Source organism: Tessaracoccus luoxuelianae, assembly GCF_055326245.1.
In genome coordinates this window covers 1-20679 of sequence record NZ_JBUZNO010000002.1, presented here as the reverse complement: position 1 = coordinate 20679, position 20679 = coordinate 1, and the positions used below count along the sequence as shown (strand labels likewise).

The 20679-nt window shown below is 65.8% G+C and carries 24 protein-coding genes and 1 tRNA gene; 10 read left to right on the top strand and 15 right to left on the bottom strand.

The window, feature by feature from the left end; translation table 11 throughout:
- The 4 genes from rplT to ACZK39_RS02725 all read right to left on the bottom strand — a co-directional run bounded on the left by rplT (position 1) and on the right by ACZK39_RS02725 (position 2082).
- Positions 1-366, bottom strand: a complete 366-nt coding sequence (gene rplT / locus ACZK39_RS02740; protein WP_182783874.1) for a 50S ribosomal protein L20 — start codon at positions 364-366, stop codon at positions 1-3.
- A 78-nt stretch (positions 367-444) separates the two neighbouring features.
- Positions 445-651 (bottom strand): 50S ribosomal protein L35, encoded by a 207-nt coding sequence (rpmI, locus tag ACZK39_RS02735; RefSeq protein WP_182783872.1) that lies wholly within the window; start codon positions 649-651, stop codon positions 445-447.
- Between the two features lie 33 nt (positions 652-684).
- Positions 685-1452 carry a translation initiation factor IF-3 gene (gene infC, locus ACZK39_RS02730; protein WP_463612431.1) on the bottom strand — a complete coding sequence of 256 codons (768 nt, stop codon included), beginning with the start codon at positions 1450-1452 and terminating at the stop codon, positions 685-687.
- Between the two features lie 138 nt (positions 1453-1590).
- A complete protein-coding gene (locus ACZK39_RS02725; RefSeq protein ID WP_182783868.1) occupies positions 1591-2082 on the bottom strand; it encodes an SseB family protein in 492 nt (163 codons plus the stop codon).
- 54 nt (positions 2083-2136) lie between these two features.
- Between ACZK39_RS02725 and ACZK39_RS02720 the strand changes: the two genes are divergently transcribed.
- Positions 2137-2610 carry a hypothetical protein gene (locus tag ACZK39_RS02720; RefSeq protein ID WP_463612430.1) on the top strand — a complete coding sequence of 158 codons (474 nt, stop codon included), beginning with the start codon at positions 2137-2139 and terminating at the stop codon, positions 2608-2610.
- A gap of 1 nt (position 2611) precedes the next feature.
- Here the strand turns inward: ACZK39_RS02720 and ACZK39_RS02715 are convergent, their stop codons facing one another.
- The 7 genes from ACZK39_RS02715 to ACZK39_RS02685 are packed head-to-tail and all read right to left on the bottom strand — an operon-like array spanning position 2612 to position 7490.
- Positions 2612-3127: a PH domain-containing protein gene (locus ACZK39_RS02715; RefSeq protein WP_463612429.1), complete on the bottom strand. Its 516-nt coding sequence runs from the start codon at positions 3125-3127 to the stop codon at positions 2612-2614.
- Positions 3124-3984 carry an ATP phosphoribosyltransferase gene (hisG, locus tag ACZK39_RS02710; RefSeq protein ID WP_463612428.1) on the bottom strand — a complete coding sequence of 287 codons (861 nt, stop codon included), beginning with the start codon at positions 3982-3984 and terminating at the stop codon, positions 3124-3126. Before hisG ends, ACZK39_RS02715 begins: the two co-directional genes overlap by 4 nt.
- 13 nt (positions 3985-3997) lie before the next feature.
- Positions 3998-4261 carry a phosphoribosyl-ATP diphosphatase gene (locus ACZK39_RS02705; RefSeq protein WP_459054658.1) on the bottom strand — a complete coding sequence of 88 codons (264 nt, stop codon included), beginning with the start codon at positions 4259-4261 and terminating at the stop codon, positions 3998-4000.
- Between the two features lie 17 nt (positions 4262-4278).
- The gene (mshC, locus tag ACZK39_RS02700) at positions 4279-5529 is read right to left on the bottom strand and encodes a cysteine--1-D-myo-inosityl 2-amino-2-deoxy-alpha-D-glucopyranoside ligase (protein ID WP_463612427.1); all 1251 of its coding nucleotides are present in this window, start codon (positions 5527-5529) and stop codon (positions 4279-4281) included.
- A 29-nt stretch (positions 5530-5558) separates the two neighbouring features.
- Entirely contained in the window at positions 5559-6296 is a 738-nt protein-coding gene (locus ACZK39_RS02695; RefSeq protein WP_463612426.1) for an Rv2133c family protein, read from the bottom strand.
- Entirely contained in the window at positions 6293-6811 is a 519-nt protein-coding gene (locus ACZK39_RS02690) for an Rv2134c family protein (protein ID WP_459054660.1), read from the bottom strand. The genes ACZK39_RS02695 and ACZK39_RS02690 overlap by 4 nt, the downstream gene beginning before the upstream one ends.
- A 10-nt stretch (positions 6812-6821) precedes the next feature.
- The gene (locus tag ACZK39_RS02685) at positions 6822-7490 is read right to left on the bottom strand and encodes an Rv2135c family putative phosphatase (protein ID WP_459054661.1); all 669 of its coding nucleotides are present in this window, start codon (positions 7488-7490) and stop codon (positions 6822-6824) included.
- A gap of 74 nt (positions 7491-7564) precedes the next feature.
- On the opposite strand from ACZK39_RS02685, the gene ACZK39_RS02680 reads away from it, so the two are divergent.
- Positions 7565-8389 (top strand): undecaprenyl-diphosphate phosphatase, encoded by an 825-nt coding sequence (locus tag ACZK39_RS02680; protein ID WP_459054662.1) that lies wholly within the window; start codon positions 7565-7567, stop codon positions 8387-8389.
- 11 nt (positions 8390-8400) lie between these two features.
- Complete coding sequence (locus tag ACZK39_RS02675; protein WP_459054663.1) at positions 8401-9363, top strand: aldo/keto reductase; 963 nt, start codon at positions 8401-8403, stop codon at positions 9361-9363.
- A gap of 7 nt (positions 9364-9370) precedes the next feature.
- Here ACZK39_RS02675 and ACZK39_RS02670 read toward each other — a convergent pair whose 3' ends face one another.
- Positions 9371-9745 carry a DUF3224 domain-containing protein gene (locus tag ACZK39_RS02670; protein ID WP_182783848.1) on the bottom strand — a complete coding sequence of 125 codons (375 nt, stop codon included), beginning with the start codon at positions 9743-9745 and terminating at the stop codon, positions 9371-9373.
- 98 nt (positions 9746-9843) lie between these two features.
- Between ACZK39_RS02670 and ACZK39_RS02665 the strand changes: the two genes are divergently transcribed.
- Positions 9844-9928, top strand: a tRNA-Leu gene (locus ACZK39_RS02665).
- Between the two features lie 224 nt (positions 9929-10152).
- Entirely contained in the window at positions 10153-11313 is a 1161-nt protein-coding gene (locus tag ACZK39_RS02660; protein ID WP_463612425.1) for a tyrosine-type recombinase/integrase, read from the top strand.
- A 131-nt stretch (positions 11314-11444) separates the two neighbouring features.
- Here ACZK39_RS02660 and ACZK39_RS02655 read toward each other — a convergent pair whose 3' ends face one another.
- Together ACZK39_RS02655 and ACZK39_RS02650 are read right to left on the bottom strand one after the other, a co-directional pair.
- Positions 11445-12512: an ArdC-like ssDNA-binding domain-containing protein gene (locus tag ACZK39_RS02655; protein ID WP_463612424.1), complete on the bottom strand. Its 1068-nt coding sequence runs from the start codon at positions 12510-12512 to the stop codon at positions 11445-11447.
- Entirely contained in the window at positions 12512-12664 is a 153-nt protein-coding gene (locus tag ACZK39_RS02650) for a hypothetical protein (protein ID WP_463612423.1), read from the bottom strand. The genes ACZK39_RS02655 and ACZK39_RS02650 overlap by 1 nt, the downstream gene beginning before the upstream one ends.
- 874 nt (positions 12665-13538) lie before the next feature.
- Between ACZK39_RS02650 and ACZK39_RS02645 the strand changes: the two genes are divergently transcribed.
- The 3 genes from ACZK39_RS02645 to ACZK39_RS02635 are packed head-to-tail and all read left to right on the top strand — an operon-like array spanning position 13539 to position 17480.
- On the top strand, positions 13539-14789 hold the full coding sequence (locus ACZK39_RS02645) for an SIR2 family protein (RefSeq protein WP_463612422.1): 1251 nt from the start codon (positions 13539-13541) through the stop codon (positions 14787-14789).
- Positions 14786-15352, top strand: a complete 567-nt coding sequence (locus ACZK39_RS02640; RefSeq protein ID WP_463612421.1) for a hypothetical protein — start codon at positions 14786-14788, stop codon at positions 15350-15352. Before ACZK39_RS02645 ends, ACZK39_RS02640 begins: the two co-directional genes overlap by 4 nt.
- Positions 15285-17480, top strand: coding sequence for an ATP-binding protein (locus ACZK39_RS02635; protein WP_463612420.1), 2196 nt, complete (start codon positions 15285-15287; stop codon positions 17478-17480). The genes ACZK39_RS02640 and ACZK39_RS02635 overlap by 68 nt, the downstream gene beginning before the upstream one ends.
- A gap of 65 nt (positions 17481-17545) precedes the next feature.
- Here the strand turns inward: ACZK39_RS02635 and ACZK39_RS02630 are convergent, their stop codons facing one another.
- Positions 17546-18160 carry an AAA family ATPase gene (locus ACZK39_RS02630; RefSeq protein ID WP_463612419.1) on the bottom strand — a complete coding sequence of 205 codons (615 nt, stop codon included), beginning with the start codon at positions 18158-18160 and terminating at the stop codon, positions 17546-17548.
- 213 nt (positions 18161-18373) lie between these two features.
- Between ACZK39_RS02630 and istA the strand changes: the two genes are divergently transcribed.
- Together istA and ACZK39_RS02620 are read left to right on the top strand one after the other, a co-directional pair.
- Positions 18374-19909, top strand: coding sequence for an IS21 family transposase (gene istA / locus ACZK39_RS02625; protein WP_463612418.1), 1536 nt, complete (start codon positions 18374-18376; stop codon positions 19907-19909).
- Positions 19906-20649: an ATP-binding protein gene (locus ACZK39_RS02620; RefSeq protein ID WP_463612417.1), complete on the top strand. Its 744-nt coding sequence runs from the start codon at positions 19906-19908 to the stop codon at positions 20647-20649. Before istA ends, ACZK39_RS02620 begins: the two co-directional genes overlap by 4 nt.
- Positions 20650-20679: the final 30 nt, after the last annotated feature.

The window sequence follows — 20679 nt, the reverse complement described above, 5'->3', positions numbered from 1 at the left end:
TCAGGCTGCTGCGGGCTGGTGATCCTTGGCGACCGCGACCAGCGCGTTGAACGTGGCGGTGTCGTTGACGGCCAGCTCGGCCAGGATCTTGCGATCCACCTCGACACCAGCGTTCTTCAGGCCGTTGATGAAGCGGTTGTAGGTCATGCCCTCCGCGCGGACGGCGGCGTTGATGCGCTGGATCCACAGGCGGCGGAAGTCGCCCTTCTTGGCGCGACGATCGCGGTAGGCGTAGGTGGCCGAGTGCAGGAGCTGCTCCTTGGCCTTGCGGTACAGGCGCGAGCGCTGACCGCGGTAGCCGGAGGCCTGCTCGAGAATTTCACGACGCTTCTTATGCGCGTTCACAGAACGCTTCACGCGTGCCATGGGGGATCTCCTTGGATGTGGTCGGCAGCGCCGACGAATGGTCTAGGTGGGAGGTGGCGGTGGCGCCGGGGGAATCGCTCAGCGACCCTTGTGCTTGCCGAGGAGCTTGCGCATCTTCTTGGCGTCAGGAGCCGAGACCACCTCGACGCCGGCCAAGCGGCGGGTGCGGGTGGATGACTTGTGCTCGTTGAGGTGGCCGAGGTTGGCCTGACGGCGCAGCAGCTTGCCCGTCCCCGTCGTCTTGAACCGCTTCTTCGCGCCGGAGTGCGACTTCATCTTCGGCATGGTTGGCTCGCTTTCTTCTTCTGTTCGATCTCGTCAGAGATCGATGTCTGGGTCCATGTTGTCTGCCGGGCCGCGATGCTTCTTCGGCGAGGGAGACGCCTGGGCGCGCAGCTCTGCCTCCATCTTGCGTTCCTGCTCGGCATGCTCGAGGCGCTCGGCGATGCGACGGTCGCGATCTGCGGCCTGCTCCACCTTGGCTTCTGTCTTCTTCTTCGTGGGGCCGAGCACCATCAGCATGTTGCGGCCGTCCTGCTTGGCGGAAGACTCCACGTAGCCGTACTCGGCCACATCAGCGGCGAGCCGCTTCAGGAGATCCATTCCGAGCTCGGGGCGGGACTGCTCGCGCCCCCGGAACATGATGGTGATCTTGACCTTGTCTCCGGCCTTGAGGAACCGGACGACGTGGCCCTTCTTCGTCTCGTAGTCGTGCGAATCGATCTTGAGCCGGAGCTTCATCTCCTTGGTGCTCACGTTCGACTGGTTCCGTCGGGCGTCGCGTTCCTTCTGCGCAGCCTCGAACTTGAACTTGCCGTAGTCCATCAGCTTGGCAACGGGCGGACGGGCCATCGGCGCCACTTCGACAAGATCCAGATCGTTCTCCGCCGCCAGACGCAAGGCGTCCTCGACGCGCACGATGCCTACCTGCTCGCCTTTGGGGCCGACGAGCCGGACTTCGGGTACTCGGATGCGATCATTGATCCGCGGTTCAGTGCTGATGGGTCCTCCAGTGAGAGATGGTGTGGGCACCGACGAAAAAGACCTCCGCGCATGCGGAGGCCACAACGCCGACGCACGGTACACGACCGTTCGCCTGGGGCGACCCGGCCACCAGGGCAGCTCGGGTGGGAGTGACGACTCCACTTTTGCGCGGCAGCATAGGCCGCCGGATAACTCGCAGCAGTCTACGCCGGGGCCGGAAGAAACTCCAAAAGCGGCCGCTCAGGCGGTTCTGGCCCAGGCGAAGTCTCCGTTATCGAGCTCCACAAGCGCGTTTCCGTCGGCCAGCGAGGCCAGCGTGTCGCCCTCGATCACGAATGGGACTGGCCCCGCCGCATCCAGCAGCAGCCGGGTGGCCCCCGCGGGGATCACCGTCGCGGCCAGCTCGTCGAGCAGGCAGAGCACCGGGCGGGCCTCGTTGTTCCAAGCGCGCAGGGAGTCGTAGCCGGTGAAGGCGACCAGGTAGGTGCCCGAGTCGTCGGTGAGCGTCACGGCCGCCATTTCGGCATGGCGGTCCGGGTCCGGATGATCGGTCTCATCCCCCGTCGCGATCACCGGGAGCAGCAGCCGGCTGGCGCACAGGGCAACGAGGGCGCGAGCGTAGCCTGCCTGTTCCGTGGCACGCTCGATGGCAGATCGCACGACGGGGTCGGGCGCGCCGTCGTCGCCCGCAAAGCGGGCGCTGGGCTGGGCTAGGGATCTCAGCTCGGGCATGGTCCGAGCCTATCGCTCACGACGCAGCCAGGGCCGTGTGCCAGACTGGTGGGCATGCCACTGTCGCTGCTCCTCACCATCGGGTTGACCATCGTGATCCTCGCCATCGCCGCGGGCGTGACGGCGCGCTCACGCCGAGCGCGCCCCGCAGTGATGGGCCTCGGTTGGGCGCTCCTGCCGGTCGGTCTCTACCTGACAGGCCTGACCCAGGTGATCGTTGACGGCATCCGCGCGTTCATCGACTGGCTGATGGGCACGCCCTGGACTGTGATGACCAGCTGGGGCCTGGGCCTGTTCCTCGGCGGCGTGCTGTTGATCGTGATCGCGGCGTTCCTGCCGAAGACACGCAAGCCCGCTGCCCCGTCGGCGCCCCAGCAGCCGGCCGCGCAGGGCACGCGCTCGCAGGTGGCCTCCCCCGCCCCGACCTCCAAGCCGGCCGCGCAGGCGTCCAAGCCCGCGGCTCAGAAGGGCGTGGACCCCGAGGACGCGGAGATCGAGGCCCTGCTGCGCAAGCGCGGCATCATGTGACTCAGGCCGGCTCCGGTGGGGAGCCGAGGTCGTCGAGCAGGCTGGGGTCCACGTCGCGGCTGGTGGCCCCGTGGTCCACGAGCCAACGGCGAAGCTCCACCACCTTGCGCTGGGCGGCCTCGCCCTCGAGGAACTGGATGGCCAGGACCGGGCGGCGGCGGATCTCGTGCCCGCCCTTGATCAGCAGCGACGACCAGGCGTCCCCCGGGCGCAACCGGACGCCGGCCACCTCGTCGATCCGGTAGCGACGCAGGAACAACCCGTTCCGGACGGTCACCCCGTCCTCGTTGGCCCAGAGCCTCGAGTAGCCGATGGACAGCATGAGGCCCACCATGAGCAGCACGAAGAAGAGCAGGGTGCCGGCCTGCGGCCAGGTGACCCTGTCCCGGATCTCCTTGCCCAGCGCCCACCACCCGAACAGGGCTGAGGACATCAGGATCACCGACAGCACCACGCCGGTCATCAACGCCGGGGGGCTGGTGTAGGACAACCGCTCCGGAAGCGGCCGCTCGGTCACAGGCGACACGCCGCGAGCTCGGTCAGCAGGATGCCGCGGGCCCCCGCCTCGTAGAGGCGATCCATGAGCAGGTGTGCCCCTTCACGCGGGACGAGCACCCGCACCGCGCACCAGCCGTCCTTGGCCAGCGCGGACACGGTGGGTCCCTCGACGCCCGGCGCCAGTGCGGTGGTGGCCGCCAGATCCTCCTGCGCCACGTTGTAGTCCATCATCAGGTAGTTCTGCGCGACGAGCACGGACGTGAGGCGCGTCTCGAGGCCGGCCACGCCGGGCGGCAGTTCCCCTCCGGCCCGGCGGATGAGAACGGCCTCAGAGGTGCAGATCGAGTCGCCGAAGAGCTCGAGGCCGGCGCGCTTCAGCGTGGTGCCAGTGTCCACCACGTCAGCCACCACATCCGCGACGCCGAGCCGGATCGCCGACTCCACGGCACCGTCGAGCTTGACCATCTCGGCCTGGATGCCCAGTTCGTCGAGGTAGACCTGCAGCAGGCCAGGGTAGGAGGTGGCCACCCGCTTGCCGTGGACGTCCGCGACAGTCATCGAGGAGCCTCCGAGCGCCGCGAACCGGAAGCGGGAGCCGCCGAAGCCCAGCGACATCATCTCGGTGGCGGCGGCCGCCGAATCCAGCAGCATGTCGCGGCCGGTGATGCCGACATCGAGGTCCCCTCGGCCGATGTAGACAGCAATGTCGCGGGGGCGCAGGTAGTAGAACTCGACGCCGTGGTCCGCATCGATGAGCGTGAGGTCCTTGGCGTCGGTGCGCTGGCGGTAGCCGGCGGCGCGCAACATGGCGGCGGCCGGCTCGGCGAGGGCGCCCTTGTTGGGGACGGCGATGCGGAGGAGGCGGTCTGTGCTCACGTGGGTGCCTTCGTCAGAGGTAGCGGTAGATGTCGTCGAGGTCCAGATCGAGCGCCAGCATCATCACCTGAAGGTGGTAGAGCAGTTGGCTGATCTCTTCGGCGGCCTGTTCCTTCGACTCGTACTCGGCGGCCATCCACACCTCGGCGGCCTCCTCGACGATCTTCTTGCCGATGCCGTGGACCCCGGCCTCCAGCCGGGCCACCGTCCCCGACCCCTCGGGTCTGGTGCGGGCGGTCTCGGTCAGCTGCTCGAAGAGTTGGTCGAAGGACTTCACGACGCGCAGCCTACCGCCTACAGGCGGATGCCCAGGAGGGCGTCGATGGCGGTGGTCATCTGGCCGATCGCCTCGGTGTCATCGCCCTCCACCGCGAGGCTGGCGGCCACCCAGGTGTCCACGGCGCTGAGCGCCGCGGGGGTGTCCAGGTCCGAGCGGAGTGCGATCCGCATCGCGTCGATGGTCTCCTGCGCCGGCAGGGCGGCGGCGTTGTTGAGGACCCCGCGCCACCTCTCCAGGCGGGAGGTGGCCGAATCCAGCTGGTCGCGGGTCCAGTCCCAGTTGGTGCGGTAGTGGTGGTCGAGCAGCGCGAGACGGATGGCCATCGGGTCCGCTCCGCTGTGGCGCAGTCGGCTGACCAGCTCGAGGTTGCCCTTCGACTTGCTCATCTTCTCTCCGTCGAGGCCCACCATGCCGGAGTGCACGAACGCCTCGGCCATGGGTTCCCGTGAGGCGGTGATCGATTCGGCCGCACACATCTCGTGATGAGGGAACACGAGGTCCGACCCGCCACCCTGCACGTCGAAGGCGGGGCCGAGAAAGCGCAGCGCGATGGCGGTGCACTCGATGTGCCATCCTGGGCGCCCTGCTCCCAACGATGAGGTCCAGCTGGGCTCGTCGGGGCGCGCGAAGCGCCAGACGAGACAGTCCAAGGGGTGTCGCTTCCCGGTGCGGTCGGGGTCGCCGCCGTTGTCCCGGAAGACCTCGATCATGGTGGCCTCGTCGAGGTGGCTGACTCCTCCGAAGCCCTCAGCGGCCACTGTGTTGAAGTACCAGTCGGGGTGTTCGGGGTCCTCGACCTGATAGACCAGCCCGCTCGGCAGCAGCTGCTCGATCAGCTCGATCACGCACGAGATGGACTCCACCGCACCGATGTAGTTGCCTGGGGGGACGACGCGGAGGTCCTCCATGTCGCTGCGGAACAGCTCGATCTGGTCCTCCGCCAGTTCCTCCCATTCCTGCCCGGTTGCGGCCGCGCGCTCGAGCAGCGGGTCGTCGACGTCGGTCACGTTCTGCGTGTAGTCGACGGTGAGCCCCAGGTCGCGCCAGACGCGGTTGACCATGTCGAACGCCACGTAGGTGTTGGCGTGCCCCAGGTGGGTGGCGTCGTAGGGTGTGATGCCGCAGACATACATCCGCGCGGTGCCGCCAGCAGGCCCCACCGGCACGAGCTGCCGGGTGGCGGTGTCATACAGGCTGAGCGACTCGGGGACGGTGCCCTCGGACTTCGGGAGACTGGGGACGGCGACGGGGGCCCACGCATACATGCCGCCCAACTTACCGCCTTGGTTGAGTGCTAAAGCGGTGGCCAGGGGATGCCCGGCCAGCGCCCACCGGGGACCGGCATGCTGCCCGAGGCCAGCAGCGCCTCGGCCCGTGCGACGAGCGCCCCCCACTCCTCGTCGGCCAACCCGGGCGCGAGAGGGCCGGTCACGGCCGCGGCCCTGGCCACCAGATCGAGTTCCTCCGGGCTGAGCGGATCCCCCGCCCAACCCCAGATGACGGTGCGGAGCTTCCCCTCCACATGGAGGCTCACCCCGTGGTCCACCCCGGCCAGCGAGCCGCCGCGGTCGATGAGGTGGCTCGCCTTCCTGTCGGCGTTGTTGAGGAGCGCGTCGAAGAGGGCCACCGCCCTCAGCCTGGGGTCGTCGCGGTGGGCCAGCACCACTGGCTGGTCGTCCTCGGTGACGGCGCTGAGGATGGGGAGCCAGGCCTCGGTCAGGTCTTCGGGGCGGAGCAGGTCGATCAGATCGGTCGCCCCGCCCTCCACCCAATGCTGCGCGGATCCCTCCCCGAGGGGGCCGTCCACCCAGACGGTCAGGGGAATCAGGTCCACGGCGAGCTCACGCGCCAGGGAGTAGGCGGCCACCTCGCGGCGGCCGAGCGTCCCCGTCGGGAAGTCCCACAGCGGGGCCTCTCCCGCGACAGGTTTGTACACCCAGCGCGTGTCCTGCCCGTCCACGGCGAGGAACGTGGCGTTGGAGGCGTCAACAAGCCGCCCCACAAGGCGCAGGTCACCCACCGGCCCGGTCATGTGAAGAGTGGTCCCCGATAACCGTTGGAGCGGGGGCAGATGTGACCCTCGGGGTCCACCGGTTGACCGCACGCCGGGCAGGCAGGACGGCCTGAGGCCACCACCAGCTCGGCCCGCGAGGCGAACTCTCTGGCCATGGAGGGGGTGAGCAGGACCTGCAGCAGCGAACTCTCGCCGGACTCGTCGGCCTCTTCGGAGAACAACTCCAGCACCAGCCTGCCGCGCTCCTGGTCCCAGGCCAGGCCGATCGCCGCCGCACGGAAGGCCACCGTCACGGGAGCGTCGAGGGGGCCCATGTCCGCCGAGGCGCCCGCCTCGGGGACGTCGTGGCCCAGCTCGGCCAGCCTGTCCAGCACCTCGCCCACCCGCACGCCCAGCAGCCGTGCCTGCTGCTTCTCGAGCGCAACCGCCGCGAGGCGGCTGCCCTGCGCCACCTGGATGAGGAACAGTCGGTTGCCCGGCTGCCCGATGGTGCCCACGACGCAGCGATCCGGTCTGTTGAACTCCATCAGCATGACGCCCAGCCTAGCCGCGGTGCGCTGGAGGGGGGTCGACGTCGCCGCCACCGACGACGGGGGCCGCGTGCATGGCCAGGAGCCCTGCGAGACTTCCGCCGGCGTTGACACAGAGGACGGTGGGTCTGTGCGCCAGGTACTCCACGACGCTGACCCCGGCGGGACCCACGTGCACCCGCTGGAAGTCGTCGAGCCGCATGCCGAACGCGTGGGCAAGGATGGCCTTGATGGGGTCCCCATGGGAGAACACGACGACCGTGTCTTCATCCGGGTGGCGCTCCGCCAGTTCGGCCACGGCCTCGGTGGTCCGAGCGAACATCTCCATCATCGACTCACCACCCGGGAACGACACCGCCGACGGTGTGGCCTGGATGTCCGCCCACAGCATCTCGTCCTTCAGCGCCGCGAGCTTCGCACCGGTCCACACCCCGTAGTCGCACTCGCTCACGCCGTCGAGGACGGTCGCGTCGGGGAAACCCGCCAGGGCGGCCGTCTCGCGGCAGCGCTGGATGGGTGAGGTGTAGGCCGCCGCGATCCGGGCCTCGGACAGGAGTTCCCCGAGGGCGCGCGCCTGGCCGCGACCCACCTCGTCGAGGGAGACCCCGGGCATCCGGCCCGCCAGCACCCCGTCCGCGTTGGCCGTGGATCGTGCGTGCCGGATCAGGACAACCTTCGTCATGGGCGCCAGCGTAGTCGGCGGTGGGAGCCGCCCCGACGGTACAGTGGCGCCGTCGTTGACGAAGGGACTGTGACGTGGAGTGGTTCGAGGCGATCGTATTGGGCATCGTGCAGGGCCTGACGGAGTTCCTGCCCATCTCCTCCAGCGCCCACGTGTCGATCGTCGGTCAGCTGCTGTTCGACGGCCGAGATCCAGGGGCTGCGTTCACGGCTGTCACCCAGCTCGGCACCGAGACGGCAGTACTGGTCTACTTCCGCCACGACATCTGGCGGATCATCAAGGCCTGGGTCGGCAGCCTGCGCGGCACCGTCGAGAGATCGGACCCCGACGCCCGCATGGGCTGGATGGTCATCCTCGGTTCGGTCCCGATCGTCGTCCTCGGGCTGCTCTTCCAGGACGCCATCGACACCTCTCTACGCAACCTGTGGATCACGGTGGCGATGCTGGCCGGGGTGGCAATCTTCCTGGCCGTCGCCGACACGATGGGGGCGCAGAATACCCGCGAGCTCCGGCAGCTGACCTGGCGCGACGGTGTGCTGTTCGGACTGTTCCAGGCCGCGGCCCTCATCCCGGGGGTGTCGCGATCGGGCGCGACGATCTCCGGTGGCCTCTTCATGGGCTACACGCGTGAGGCCGCCACCCGATACGCCTTCCTCCTGGCAATTCCCGCTGTGTTCGGCTCCGGGCTCTACAAGCTGAAGGACATCGGGACGGACCAGACCACGGCCTGGGGCCCGACCATCGCAGCCACGGTGCTGGCATTCTTCATCGGCTACGCCGTCATCGCCTGGCTGCTGCGCTACATCTCGACGCACAACTTCCGGATCTTCGTGCTCTACCGCCTCATCCTGGCCGCAGTGGTCTCGGTGCTGATCCTCACCGGCGTCCTCTCCGCGTAGGGTCGGGCCTCATGCAGCTCAGACCACTTGGCGCCTCAGGCCTTCACGTCTCCCGCCTCGGGCTCGGCACCATGGCCTGGGGCCGGGACGTGGAGTGGCCCGCGGCCCGTGACCTGCTGGCGGACTTCGTCGACGGCGGCGGCAATCTCGTCGACACCGCGCCCGCATACGGCGCCGGGGTGGCCGAGAAGATGATCGGCAAGGCCCTGGCGGCGGGCCTCGCGCGCGATTCGCTGGTGATCGCCACCAAGGCCGGCTTCGTCATCCGCGACGGGCGGCGCATCATCGACACCTCGCGAGGCGCGCTGCTGAGCGACCTCGAGCAGTCACTGCGGCGGCTCCAGACCGATCACGTGGATCTCTGGCAGGTGCACGCCTGGGGGGAGGCGCCTCTTGATGAGACGCTTTCTGCCCTGGATTCCGCCGTGAGCCGGGGCATGGCGCGCTACGTCGGGGTGTCCAACTTCGTGGGCTGGCAATCGGCGACCGCGGCCACCTGGCAGGCAGCGGACCGGGCGCGCACGCCGATCTCGAGCGTCCAGGTGGAGTATTCGCTGCTGGCCCGGCGAGCCGAGGTGGAGGTGGTGGGCGCGGCCGAACACCACAGGATGGGTGTCCTGGCCTGGTCCGCACTCGGCCGCGGCACGCTCACGGGGAAGTATCGCGGCGGACGGCTTCCGCGCGACTCACGGGCGGCGTCGGACCACTTCGGGTGGTTCCTCGAACCGTATCTCCAGCCGCGCTCGGCGGCCATCGTCGACGCAGTCGCCCACGCCGCGCAGGGGCTCGGCCTCACCGCCACCCAGGTTGCGCTGCTGTGGGTACGCGACGCCCCCCAGGTGGCCTCGGCCCTTGTCGGGCCCCGCACGACGGATCAATTGGCGGAACTGTTGGACGCCGAGGACAAAGTGCTGGTTGCGCCGATCGTGTCAGCCCTCGACGACATCTCGGGTGGGCCGAACGCCTACCGGTGAGGCCCGCTCAGACGAGGTCGAAGGCGACGTGGTGCACGCCCTCGGCGTCGATCTCCAAGGTGAGGATGCCGACGGCGCCGGCCAAGTCCCCTGTGCCGGACCCGGGCACCAATTCGTAGCGCACCTGCTGGTCCCCGTCACGCATCGAACCGAACTGCTGGAACGCCACGCTTCCGGTGCGCCCGCCGATGCGTCCCTCGAACACTTCAAGCGCCACGTAGCCGGCCGTGCCGTCTGCAGGGTTGCCGGCCGACAACATGATCCCCCTGCTGGCGCCCTCTGCCTCACCGGTCCACACCTTGGCGAACTCGAAGCGTCGCGTGCCGGGCAGCAGACCTTCCTCCGGCGTGATCTCGATCTCGAACGTTGCGTTGACGATCATGGTGGCGCCCTCCTCTCCCCCAGCCTAGGCGGATTTGTGCAACCACGGCGGGCGCCTGCTAGAGTTCCTTGTCGCTCCCCCTTGGGGGATCACCACTCGTCCGGGTGGCGGAATAGGTAGACGCGCTAGCTTGAGGTGCTAGTGCCCGTAAAGGGCGTGGAGGTTCAAGTCCTCTCTCGGACACAACGATGTATGGTCCTCTGACTACGTGAAATCCCCTCTGACAAGGACTTCGGTCCTTGTCGGAGGTGGACTCTCATGGACACAGATGGACAAGAGTGGGTGTTCATTCCCCACATATTCCCCACGACACCAGCTGCGTGGGGAACGCGTACCCCCTGGCTGCCTTCCCCTGTCCCCCAGACTCACTGGACGACCGTTACGAAGCGCGACGGGGGGTGCGCATCATGGGTAGCCGACGGGTCAAGGCCAAGCGAGGCTTCGGTGAGATCTCCGTGCTTCCGAGCGGGCGGTTCAGGGCTCGCTACACCGGTCCTGACACGAGGCGGCACAGCGCCCCGGTCACGTTCGTCGCGAGGATCGACGCCGAGGGTTGGCTGGTCGAACAGGAACGGCTCATCAGCCGCGGAGAGTGGAGACCACCGGCTCGTCAGGTTCGCGAGGCCCCCCTGCTGCTGGGCGCGTACGCGGCCACGGTCGTGGGGCGTCGACGGCTTCGGCCGGCGACGGTCGCTCTCTACGAGAAGCTGCTTCGTCTGGCCATCCTGCCAACGTGGGCTGGCAGGCAGCTCGGCGACGTCACGCCGACTGAGGTGGCCGCTTGGTACGCCGGGATGAATCACACCCCGACCCAACAGGCGAACGCCTACGGACTGCTCAAGTCCATCTTCAAGGAAGCGATCGAGGATGGGCTCCTTGATGACAACCCTTGCCGGGTGAAGGCAGGTGGGCAGAAGCAGCGAGCGCGCGAGATCGCGGTGCTCACTGTCGACCAACTCAACCGCTACCTGGCCGCAGTGCCAGAGGAACGGAGAGTGCCACTGCTCCTGGCCGGATGGTGCGGGTTACGTTCTGGCGAGGTGCGGGGATTGCGGGTGCGTGATCTCGACCTGGACGCGGGGGTGGTCCACGTCCGCCAAGCCGTCGTGCGGCTCAAGGGGCAGCTGCTCATCGGTCCACCCAAGACGAACGCCGGCATCCGGTCGGTGGCTATTCCTCCGCACCTGCTTCCCGCCCTCAGGGTGTGGGCTGAGAAGCAGCCCACACGCAAGCGGGATGAGCTTCTGTTCCCCGCTGGCGACGGCCACTCCCCTCTCAACGACAGTGTGCTGCGGGAGGCGCACGACAAGGGCAAGGCCGCGATCGACATGCCCGGACTCACGATCCACGGCCTGCGCCACACGAGCGCGACCCTGGCCGCGCAACTCGGAGCAACCCTCGCCGAACTCCAAGCCCGCATCGGGCACAGCACACCCAACATGGCCATGCGATACCAACACGTGGCAGCTGAACGCGACGCTCAACTCGCAGCCCGCATGTCGGCATTCGCGACCGGCGGGAGTCTTTGGGCCTCACGCGGAGACGTTGCTCCGGCTGGGGCCCAATGAGGCTCGGAAGCAGGACCCCGGAGGTGTCGACCAGCGGCGTCCGCCGCGTTGGTGCTCAACGCCCGACGTCGCCATGCCCCCGGGATGGGCGAGGTGGCCGATGGAATGCGCAGCTCAGCACACCCACACGATCAGCGAGCCACCGCGGCTGACACGAACGGAGCGCTTGTGGGTGCCGGTTCCGGGGTGGCTAAGGGGGTCACGGAGACTGCCTCCCAGCGCTTCGGGTCGGTCTGGATGCGGATGTCGCCTTCGAGGGCATCGAGCGCCGTGTCGGTGATGGCCGGAGCTGGCTGCGTGGCCTGAAGGATGAGGTCGGCGGCGCCGATGACGCGCTGGCCGGTGCTGCGGAGGATGTCGGCAAGGTCATGTTGCTCCGTCACGGCGTTGAGTGCCCAGCCAGCGACATAGTTGAAGGCGTACTGGCTGGAGTCGAGGCCGTGGGCACTAGTCACCATGTACGCGACCGATTCGGCCTCGACTTCGACGATCCCGCGGCAGTCGCGGCTGCCTTCGGCCTGGTGAAGGAGTACGTGTCCGACTTCGTGGGCGAGGGTCTTGACAGCCTGGGCGTCGTCGACGTCGTCGCGGACCATGACGAGCCGCCGGCCGAAGTCGGTGTAGCCGTTCGGGCCACCGAGGTCCGAGCCGCGACCTACGACAAATCCGCGTTCTCCGAGGAGGTCCTGCAGTCGGTCCCACAGCCCCGCGGGGGCTTGTCCGGTGAGGAGGACGGCCTCGCCGATCTTGGGGTCAGGCAGAGGAGGGCCGTCCGTCTGGCGGATGTCGAACACCGTGACGGGCTTGGTGCCGACGACGTGTGTCCGGTGCACGGCGCGGCCCTGGTCGTCGCGCACAGGGTGGCCGGTGTCATCGAGGCGGGGTTCTCGGCGGGTGATCGGGGCGAGGACTTTGATGCCGGTTTCGCCGCGGCGCACCTGGCGCCCCATGGCCTTGAACGCCTGGTAGCCAGCGACGTGGGTGGCCTGAGGGTCCTGAAGCATGATCAGCAGGCTGTTCCCGAACGAGTACCGGTGGAACTGACTGGAGAACTTCAGCCAGGCCTGCCACGCCTGCGGGTCGTTGAGCGCGAGGATGCCGTCGCTGAGCTGAGTGTGGAGCTTGTCCAGGGTGGACTGTCGAGCCTCTGCGGCTGCGGCCCTTTCGGCGTCACTGACCGGCCTCCGATAGCCAGCCATCAGACGCGGCCTTCCTTCAGGGCGGCGATGTGGTCGAGGATCTCCTCGATCACTTCATTCGGTGCGCCGGAGTCGGCAAGCTGCATCGCCTTGTTGAGGAGGTCCTCGACGATGAGCGGAACGTCGGGGAGCGGGAGTTCGGGTTCACTCACAGCCGGAACCATGTGGTCGGGATCGGGAAGGCATGTGGCTGCCGGACTCTCCTCGGGGACGCAACAGGGGTTGCGATGGACTCCAACTCGGCGGCTTCCGGCGTCAAGGGTCTCGACACGATCCGTCCCTCCGGGTCAAGGACACTCAAAGGGGTCGACATAGGCAGCGAGTTTCCGCTTCGGCATCCGATCGCGCCATCAACGAGCGATGCCCGCGCGGAGGCGGTGTTCGCAGCCCCTGTTGGAGGGCGGACGTCGGTGCTTTCGCGTCGCGGCAAGAGTTCGGGGTAGGCGTCGGTCGTCCCGTAGTAGCCGCGGGCGTAGGCGTCGAACGACTTGCTGGCAGTCAGACCCGCCGCCGTGGGCGACGGCCCACTGGAACCACAGGTCTGTACCGATGACTGGCGACGGGGCTCGGGGTTCATGGCGGCCTCCTGATGACGGACGGACGAACCCGTCACCCCGCATAACGGACGCCACCCCCTGGCCGTGGACAGCCGCGCTGCGATGCCGCAAGGGGTCTCGCCGTAAGGATCATCCCGGTACTGCACTCGAGCCGCGTGGCATCACGGATCTCCCGTGGGTTGTGACGGCAGGGTCCGTGCCGAGAGTCGTGACTTCGCTGTCATGCTTGATGGTCGAACGTCCTGAGATGGCCCACCAAGGGCATGTCCTGTGAGTGCTGGAGCACAGCTCCGCCCATGCCTGTCCGCGAAGCGCACACAACATGGGTCGAGAAAACTGAGAGTAGCGTCACCGTTGATCAGTTTCCTCTAGCATCGGCTGAGTGCGACATTGCCCATCCCCGATCTCAGCTGGCGTTCCGCCGTATGCCGTCGCACTAGCCGCGCGAATCCTGTCCGCAGGCAAACTCGTGATCTACGCTGGCGCAGGCATCAGTCTGTCGCAACCAACAAACCTCCCGACAGGTGCGACCTTAGCGGCGACGGTTCACAAGCAGCTAGCAGGTGTCTTTCCTGTTCTTGCGACAGTCGAGCCGTCGGATCTTCTCGCTGTTGCAGATGCTGTTGCTACCTTGCCAGGCGGCGAGGAGGCGCTGCGCCAGACCTCAGCTCAGTCGGCCAACTTCAAGTCTGCGAGGCCTGGCTACGCCCACAGAGTCTTGGCGCATCTCATGCTGGAAGGTGCGATCGACGTGCTTACCACGAACTGGGACAATTGCATTGAGCGGGGAGCGGGCGAAGAACGGCTCCCGACAGTCACGAACCACATCGACCTGGCCGGCGTAACCCCGCCTTGGGTCCTTAAGGTGCACGGCTGCGCCTCAAGGCCGGACTCACTGCTCGTAACAAGCAATCACCTCGACAACCCTCCAGCTTGGGTGCAGGAGCAAACCCGTGCAAGGCTGGGCAGCGCTGTCGTGGTCTTCATAGGCATCGGAGACGTCGCTGGGTACGTGAAGAAGCGCATCGAGGATGCTATCTGTGAGGTCGGCCAACTTAACAACATACGCGTCGTTGCACCAGGAATCGATGCGGATTGGGACCACTCCCAGTGGCAAGCGGTCGCGCCAGACCTCCGCGACGATCACAAGATCCCAGCGACTGCTGACCTTTTCACGGAGAAGCTCGCTGCGGCGTACATCAGTGCTCGGCTCGGCGAGCACAGGATGAGCGTATCTTCTGACGATTCCCTCGCCACGGACCTTGAGGCGGCCATCAAAGGGCTGTTTGAGTGCGATCCGTTAACCGTCCTTCAATGGGCCCGGGCGGTCGACATTAACCCGCGGGTTGGTCAGGCCGTTATGAAGAGTTCTGAGTTCGGCAGGGCCCTCATCGCCCTAGGCCACCTTGTCGGCGATTCTGCGCGACTCACTCACACCCACATACTTGAGACGGCCCAGGGTCCCATCGAACTATTGATTGCGACGCAGACCATGCCGACTCGTCGGCTTGTGGAGGAGGCCGAGAGCCGACTGTACGATCACGCCAGCCGGGGCGAAAGTTCTCCACTGTTCGTCGTTGCTGGCGGAATCGGGCCGATTCCGATGCCGAAATCCTTGCCCGTCAACATTCTCGGCGTAGCTGACGAGTTGGACATCATCAGTGGCCCTCTGTCTTTTGTGCCCGATATTCGGCACGCTGATGAGGTGATTGCGTCATGAACAGTTCCCTCCCCACTGTTCGTTCGGACGAAGAGCTTCTCCGTCTTTCCCATGCTGTGTTGTCGCACCACGGGTTCCACGTCGAGACCATCAAGCAGGGAATCGGATTGATCCTAGCGGAGAACGCCTACTTTGTCGTAGCCGTGGCAGCGACGAACACTATCCCGGATTTGATTCTTGCTGAGTCCGTGGCTTTCGACGCAATCGCACAACGTCTCGATTCGGCCACCCTGGGCCCGAAGAAATGGGACACCTACTTGGTGCTCTTGACTCAAGATAAGTCCTCTGAGGACGACGACATGACCCGTGCTCTTTATGCGATCAACTACGACACTTCACGCCTGCGGCGCATCGCGCACACCGGCGTCGATGCAACGCTGGAGGCGGTTGGTCATGCTCTGGCGCCCTTCGTCACTCCTGACGCGCCAGCGACGTCTGTCAGACAGACCGATCCGGTCGACTCTCTGCTGCGGGCACTGATCTCCCGCGGCGTCGATGAAGACCTTGCTCACCGTGCCATCACCGCTTTTGAACAGGGGGCCGCACTCGATGACGTCCTTTGAGCCGATGATCGACGGCCTTCGCGTCGAATCATTCCGGGGTTTCCGCGACTTTCGCGAGTTCGACCTGTCGGCGACAGCAGTAGTCATAACCGGACCAAACGGAACCGGAAAGACAAGTTTCTTCGACGCGTTGCAGTGGGGGCTGCTTGGACGCCTTGAGCGTCTGGAGGGTCTGCGCGCGCGACGCAACGTCGAGCACATCGTGAATCAGTACCGGCTCGGGCACAAGGCTTCCGTCGAGATCGATCTCAGGCTTGAATCAGGCTCCGCGACCGTGCGACGCACCGGTGACCAAGGAGGGAGCACGCTGGAACTGCGCCGGGAGGGCGAACCTCCCTTGTTCGGAGACGAGGCTGAGTCGGTATTGCAGAGCATCCTGCTGCCCGATACGGATCTGACGCTCGAATCTGCACTGACCACGTCAGGCCTCATGCAACAAGACGTGATGAGGCGAGTTCTCGAAGCGAAGCCTTCCGATCGGTATCGACAGCTGAGCACCATCCTTGGTCTTCGAGCACTGGAGGACTTTGAGGACGCCATCAGGTCAGTGGCCAAGCAGGCGTCTGAGCGCGAGAAGAACGCGAGCAGTGAGCGAGCCCGGCTCGCTGAAGCCTTGAAGCAAGCTGAGGTCCGTTCCCTAGCCGCTGAAGCGCGGCTGGCAAGTCGGCCCCAAGTTGCCGCATTGCGAAGCGAGACGTTCGACATCTTGCTGGCCAATCCCGCCGGTGTACTTGTCAATAGAGACCTAGTGAGTCTCGAGGGTCCCGACGATGTTCACCTCGCAGCGGTAGCATTCGGCAACGCGGGAGACAGGATCGAGTCAGCGCGAATGCTGATGAGCGAGGCGTCAAGACTACGTGCGGGCCTCCTTCAATGTCCGACGGAAGAACAACTCAACGATTTACGGGATGTAACCGAACGCGCACAATTAGCAAAAGACGCCTCCGAGGCTTTGCGGGGGGCGGCTCAAGGACGTCTGAATGCCGCCCGGAAGGCTGCGGCCGAGGTAGCCCAACTCGCCGCCCTGGCCGTGCCGATGCTGGCGGATCATTGTCCGGTGTGTAGGCAGGCCATCGACCGCGAACTCGTGGAGCGCGAACTTCGTGAGCGGGCGGAATCGACCGGAACAATTCTCCAGTTGGAACAGGAATTCACGAAACTGCACAATCAGTTCAGTCGCGACGCAGCTATCGCAACCGAGGCCCAAGCAAGACTCGACACAGCAGAGGAGCAGGCTGAACGCTGGCGACAAGTTCGCGGCGTCGAGGATGCGGCCCGCGCTGCCATGGTCGACGTCAACGGCGACAACGAGGTGGTGCAATTCGAGCACGCGCGCGCGGAATCGTTCGTTGATTTCGCTGGTCCAGCCTTGGAGTACTGCCGCCGAGTTCGCCGGACGCTGCATGACCTGTTGGAGACGTTCGATCAGCAGTCCGACCAAGGCGCTGTAGATCGCGCAAACGCAGAGTTCCGCAGTCTGAAGACCGCCCTAGCCTCAGCAGGTGAACGCCTCGCCGCGGAAGCGGGGCGAGCCAAGAAGCTCCAAGCGCTGTCAGAGCAGACCGTCGAAGCTCGTGTTGAGGTGACTGAGGCTCGACTGCGGTCAATCCAACCGCTGGTCGCCAACATCTATCAGAGACTCGACCCCCACCCTGCGTTCAAGACAGTCGATTTCGAGCTGGATACCTACTACCGAAAAGGGACCACCAGCCCTCTGGTGATCGACGAGATCGAAAACGTCTCCGCAGACCCACTCCTAATCTTCTCCACATCGCAGGCCAACATCGTGGCCCTGTCGTATTTCATAGCGATGAGTCTCTCCTCTGGAGAGCGCGGACTGCCATTCCTGCTCCTCGATGACCCGGTTCAGTCAATGGATGACGTCAACGTGCTCGGCTTCGCCGACTTGTGTAGACACCTTCGGCTTCGTCGACAGCTCATCGTCTCCACACACGAGCGCCGGTTCGCGAGTCTTCTTGAACGCAAGCTTGCACCGCGAGCGGAAGACTCCCAAACAAGAGTCATTAGGTTCACCGGATGGGATCGCAGCGGTCCCACCGTCAACGAGTACTCTGTGGGACCAGAACTGCTTGAAGATCCCATTCGACTGGTTAAGATGGCGGGCTGAGAGGCCTTGAAGAGTGCTCGCGACGTCTGCGCCAAGAAGGCCGAAGTGACGCGGACATGCTGGCTTCAGACTATGCCACGAATTTTCAGGGCTTGAACAGCCTGACGCGCCGACTCCAGCACACTCAAGCCTTCGGTTTCAATTGTGACGACATCCAATCCAGCACTTGCCGACTCGAGCACGGTCTGGTGATACATCTTGAAGTATTCTTCGTTGAGGTCCTTCCCCTCTCGCTCCTTTCGCGATTTGTCTGCCCGTTCTTCGATTCTCCCCCAGCAAGTCTCAAAGTCGGCCTGGCAGACGATGTTCACCGAGTCCCGACGATAATCAAGTAGTCGTTCCAACAGGGGTTCATATAGTCTACTAGCCAAATCCAAGTATTTGCACCATGCCATGAGGCTGATTATGCCGCGGTCACAGACAACGATATGCCCCTCTGCAATATTCCGTGATATGACTCGCTCCCGCTCCAACTCGAGCGCGATTCGCAGTGTCATCTCCGTCTCTGGCCCGGGTCGCAAGAGTTCTCGCTCAATAGCTGTTGAAATATCGAGCAGCTCGGGCTCGCCCTTTCGTCCAACGACACGAAAGGAAGCTTCAGGGAGAAGAAGCGCTAGAGCTCCAATGAGCGATGATTTCCCGGCTCCATCATAGCCCTCAATCGTCACGAACCTAGCCATTACGACCCTCCATCAATACACATCCAGACGATCACTACTATGACTCACGTGCATATTGCGCTGGGTGAGAGCCGGTGTTCCGTTGTGGGGTGAGCCAGTGTTCCGTTGACGGCTGAGCCATGGTGACGCCGCGGTCGGCCGCGGTTTCGCGTGTGGGACGTTCGTCGGGTCCGTGCCGTTGGGGCACGGTCGTGACGAGAGGGGTCGCCTTCGATGGTCGACTACAAGAGGATTCTTCAGCTTCGTGCTGAGGGGGTGAGCCAGCGCGGGATCGCTGACGCGTTGGGGTGTTCACGTAACACGGTGGCGGGGGTGTTCACGGCGGCGGACTCGGCTGGTGTCGGGTTCGGGCAGGTGGCGGACCTCGGGGCTGAGGAGGTCCGCCACCTGTTGCTGCCGGAGCCGGTGAGGCCGGACTCTGGGCGGGCTGCACCAGATTTCGAGTATGTGCACCGGGAGCTGGGTCGGCCGTCGGTGACATTGCTGGTGTTGTGGAACGAGTACGTGGCGAAGTGCCGCTCGACGGGCGAGGTGCCGTACCAGTATTCGTTCTTCAACGAACAGTACCGCCGCTGGATTAAGTCGACGGGGGCGTCGATGCGGATCCAGCGCAGCCCCGGGGAGTCGGTCGAGGTCGACTGGGCCGGGGACCCGATGTGGTTCGCTGATCCGCTGAGCGGGACCCCGACCCAGGCGTGGGTGTTCGTGGCGGCGTTGTCGTTCAGCGCCTACACCTATGTGGAGGCATTCACCGACATGACGCTGTCGTCGTGGATCGAGGGCCACGTGCATGCGTTCGAGCAGTTCGGGGGCGTGGGTCGTCTGCTGGTGCCTGACAACCTCCGCACGGGGGTGTCGCGGGCGGACCGGTACGAGCCGGCGTTGAACCCGGCCTACGCCCAGTTGGCGGAGCATTACGGCACCGCGATCATCCCGGCCCGCGTGAAACGTCCCCGCGACAAGGCGGTGGTCGAAGGCAGCGTCCGGTTCGTCGCAGGTCAGGTCGCCGCGATACTGCGTGATCGTCAGTTCGTCGGGTTGGCGGAGCTGAACGAGGCCATCTTCGACGAGGTCGCCGCGATCAACGCCCGCCCGTTCCAGAAGCGGGAGGACTCCCGGCTGGTGGTGTTCGAACGCGACGAGAAGCCGCTCCTGATGCCGCTGCCGCCGATCGGATTCGAGCTGGCCGATCTCCGCAAGGCGAAAGTGGGGCCGAACTATCACGTCCAGGTCGACCGGAACTTCTACTCGGTCCCCGCGAGGCTGATCGGTGAATCGCTGGATGTCCGGGTCACCTCCAGCATCGTGGAGGTGTTCGATGGCGTCGAACGCGTCGCGTCCCATCCGCGGTTCAAGGGGGTCAGGGGCCGCTACTCGACCCTGCCCGCGCACATGCCGGCCTCGCACGCGAGCCGGCTGGTGGACTGGTCACCGGAACGCTTCGAGCAGTGGGCCGCGACCGTCGGACCGAACACGCAGGCCGCGATCCGGGCGATCCTCGGCTCACGCAAGATCGTCGAGCAGTCCTACCGGTCATGCCTGGGGGTGATGTCGCTGGCCAAGAGGTCGGGCGGTATGGCCCGGCTGGAGGACACCTGCGGCAGGGCGTTGGCGGCCACCCCTGCGCCGTCCTACACGCTGATCAAGAAGCTATGGGCTGGATGGACACCGGTCCCGACCCCGCCGCCGCCATCGCTGGGTGATGCAGGGTTCGTCCGCGGCTCTGACTACTACGGGAGCCGGGCATGATCGACATCGAAACCCTCACCCGGCTCAAGACCATGCGGCTCTCGGGGATGGCCGAGTACTTCGAGAACCTCGCCGACACCACCACCGCGGCCCCGTTGAACGGCCCAGAGCTGGTCAAGCAGGCCGTCGACTGGGAATACGAACGGCGCCGTGACAGCAAGCTGCACCGACTCCGCCGGCAGGCCGGCCTCGCGCAACCCGGTGCCGACATCGCCGACCTCAAGGCCATGCCCGGACGCAGCGTCGACGCCGAGTTGATCAGCCGGCTGGCGATCGGCTCCTACCTGGTCAAACACCAAGACGTCATCCTGCAAGGACCCACCGGAGCCGGGAAAACCTACGTCGCCTGCGCCCTGGGGAACAAGGCCTGCCAGCAGTACCGCAGAGTGCTCTACCTGTCCGCCGATGAACTGTTCGACCGGATCACCATCGCTGAGCGCACCGGCGACAAGAAACGATGCCTCGACACGCTGGTCAAGGTCGAGCTGCTGATCATCGACGACTGGTTCCTCACACCGCCGAGCCGGCCCCAGGTCCAGCAACTCCACACCCTGATCGACCGGCGCCACAAGACCACCTCAACGATCTACTGCACCCAGCTGCCGCCCGGTCAATGGCACGACCGGATGGAAGAGAAGATCCTCGCCGACGCCATCGTCGACCGGATCACCACCAACGCGCACGCCACCGTCCTCAACTGCGACGACTCCATGCGCAAACACTTCACCCACCTCGAATAGCCAACAGTCGGGGGCCGACCGTCCCGGCCG

What these genes read in the sequence shown, in the direction of transcription:
- ACZK39_RS02660 (WP_463612425.1), top strand. Translation starts at nt 10,153, where the DNA reads ATGGGTAGCCGACGGGTCAAGGCCAAGCGAGGCTTCGGTGAGATCTCC.
- ACZK39_RS02655 (WP_463612424.1), bottom strand. Translation starts at nt 12,512, where the DNA reads ATGGCTGGCTATCGGAGGCCGGTCAGTGACGCCGAAAGGGCCGCAGCC.
- mshC (WP_463612427.1), bottom strand. Translation starts at nt 5,529, where the DNA reads ATGTATGCGTGGGCCCCCGTCGCCGTCCCCAGTCTCCCGAAGTCCGAG.
- ACZK39_RS02725 (WP_182783868.1), bottom strand. Translation starts at nt 2,082, where the DNA reads ATGCCCGAGCTGAGATCCCTAGCCCAGCCCAGCGCCCGCTTTGCGGGC.
- ACZK39_RS02640 (WP_463612421.1), top strand. Translation starts at nt 14,786, where the DNA reads ATGAACAGTTCCCTCCCCACTGTTCGTTCGGACGAAGAGCTTCTCCGT.
- ACZK39_RS02685 (WP_459054661.1), bottom strand. Translation starts at nt 7,490, where the DNA reads ATGACGAAGGTTGTCCTGATCCGGCACGCACGATCCACGGCCAACGCG.
- rpmI (WP_182783872.1), bottom strand. Translation starts at nt 651, where the DNA reads ATGCCGAAGATGAAGTCGCACTCCGGCGCGAAGAAGCGGTTCAAGACG.
- ACZK39_RS02620 (WP_463612417.1), top strand. Translation starts at nt 19,906, where the DNA reads ATGATCGACATCGAAACCCTCACCCGGCTCAAGACCATGCGGCTCTCG.
- rplT (WP_182783874.1), bottom strand. Translation starts at nt 366, where the DNA reads ATGGCACGCGTGAAGCGTTCTGTGAACGCGCATAAGAAGCGTCGTGAA.
- ACZK39_RS02670 (WP_182783848.1), bottom strand. Translation starts at nt 9,745, where the DNA reads ATGATCGTCAACGCAACGTTCGAGATCGAGATCACGCCGGAGGAAGGT.
- ACZK39_RS02695 (WP_463612426.1), bottom strand. Translation starts at nt 6,296, where the DNA reads ATGACCGGGCCGGTGGGTGACCTGCGCCTTGTGGGGCGGCTTGTTGAC.
- istA (WP_463612418.1), top strand. Translation starts at nt 18,374, where the DNA reads ATGGTCGACTACAAGAGGATTCTTCAGCTTCGTGCTGAGGGGGTGAGC.
- ACZK39_RS02630 (WP_463612419.1), bottom strand. Translation starts at nt 18,160, where the DNA reads ATGGCTAGGTTCGTGACGATTGAGGGCTATGATGGAGCCGGGAAATCA.
- ACZK39_RS02690 (WP_459054660.1), bottom strand. Translation starts at nt 6,811, where the DNA reads ATGCTGATGGAGTTCAACAGACCGGATCGCTGCGTCGTGGGCACCATC.
- ACZK39_RS02720 (WP_463612430.1), top strand. Translation starts at nt 2,137, where the DNA reads ATGCCACTGTCGCTGCTCCTCACCATCGGGTTGACCATCGTGATCCTC.
- ACZK39_RS02675 (WP_459054663.1), top strand. Translation starts at nt 8,401, where the DNA reads ATGCAGCTCAGACCACTTGGCGCCTCAGGCCTTCACGTCTCCCGCCTC.
- ACZK39_RS02635 (WP_463612420.1), top strand. Translation starts at nt 15,285, where the DNA reads ATGAAGACCTTGCTCACCGTGCCATCACCGCTTTTGAACAGGGGGCCG.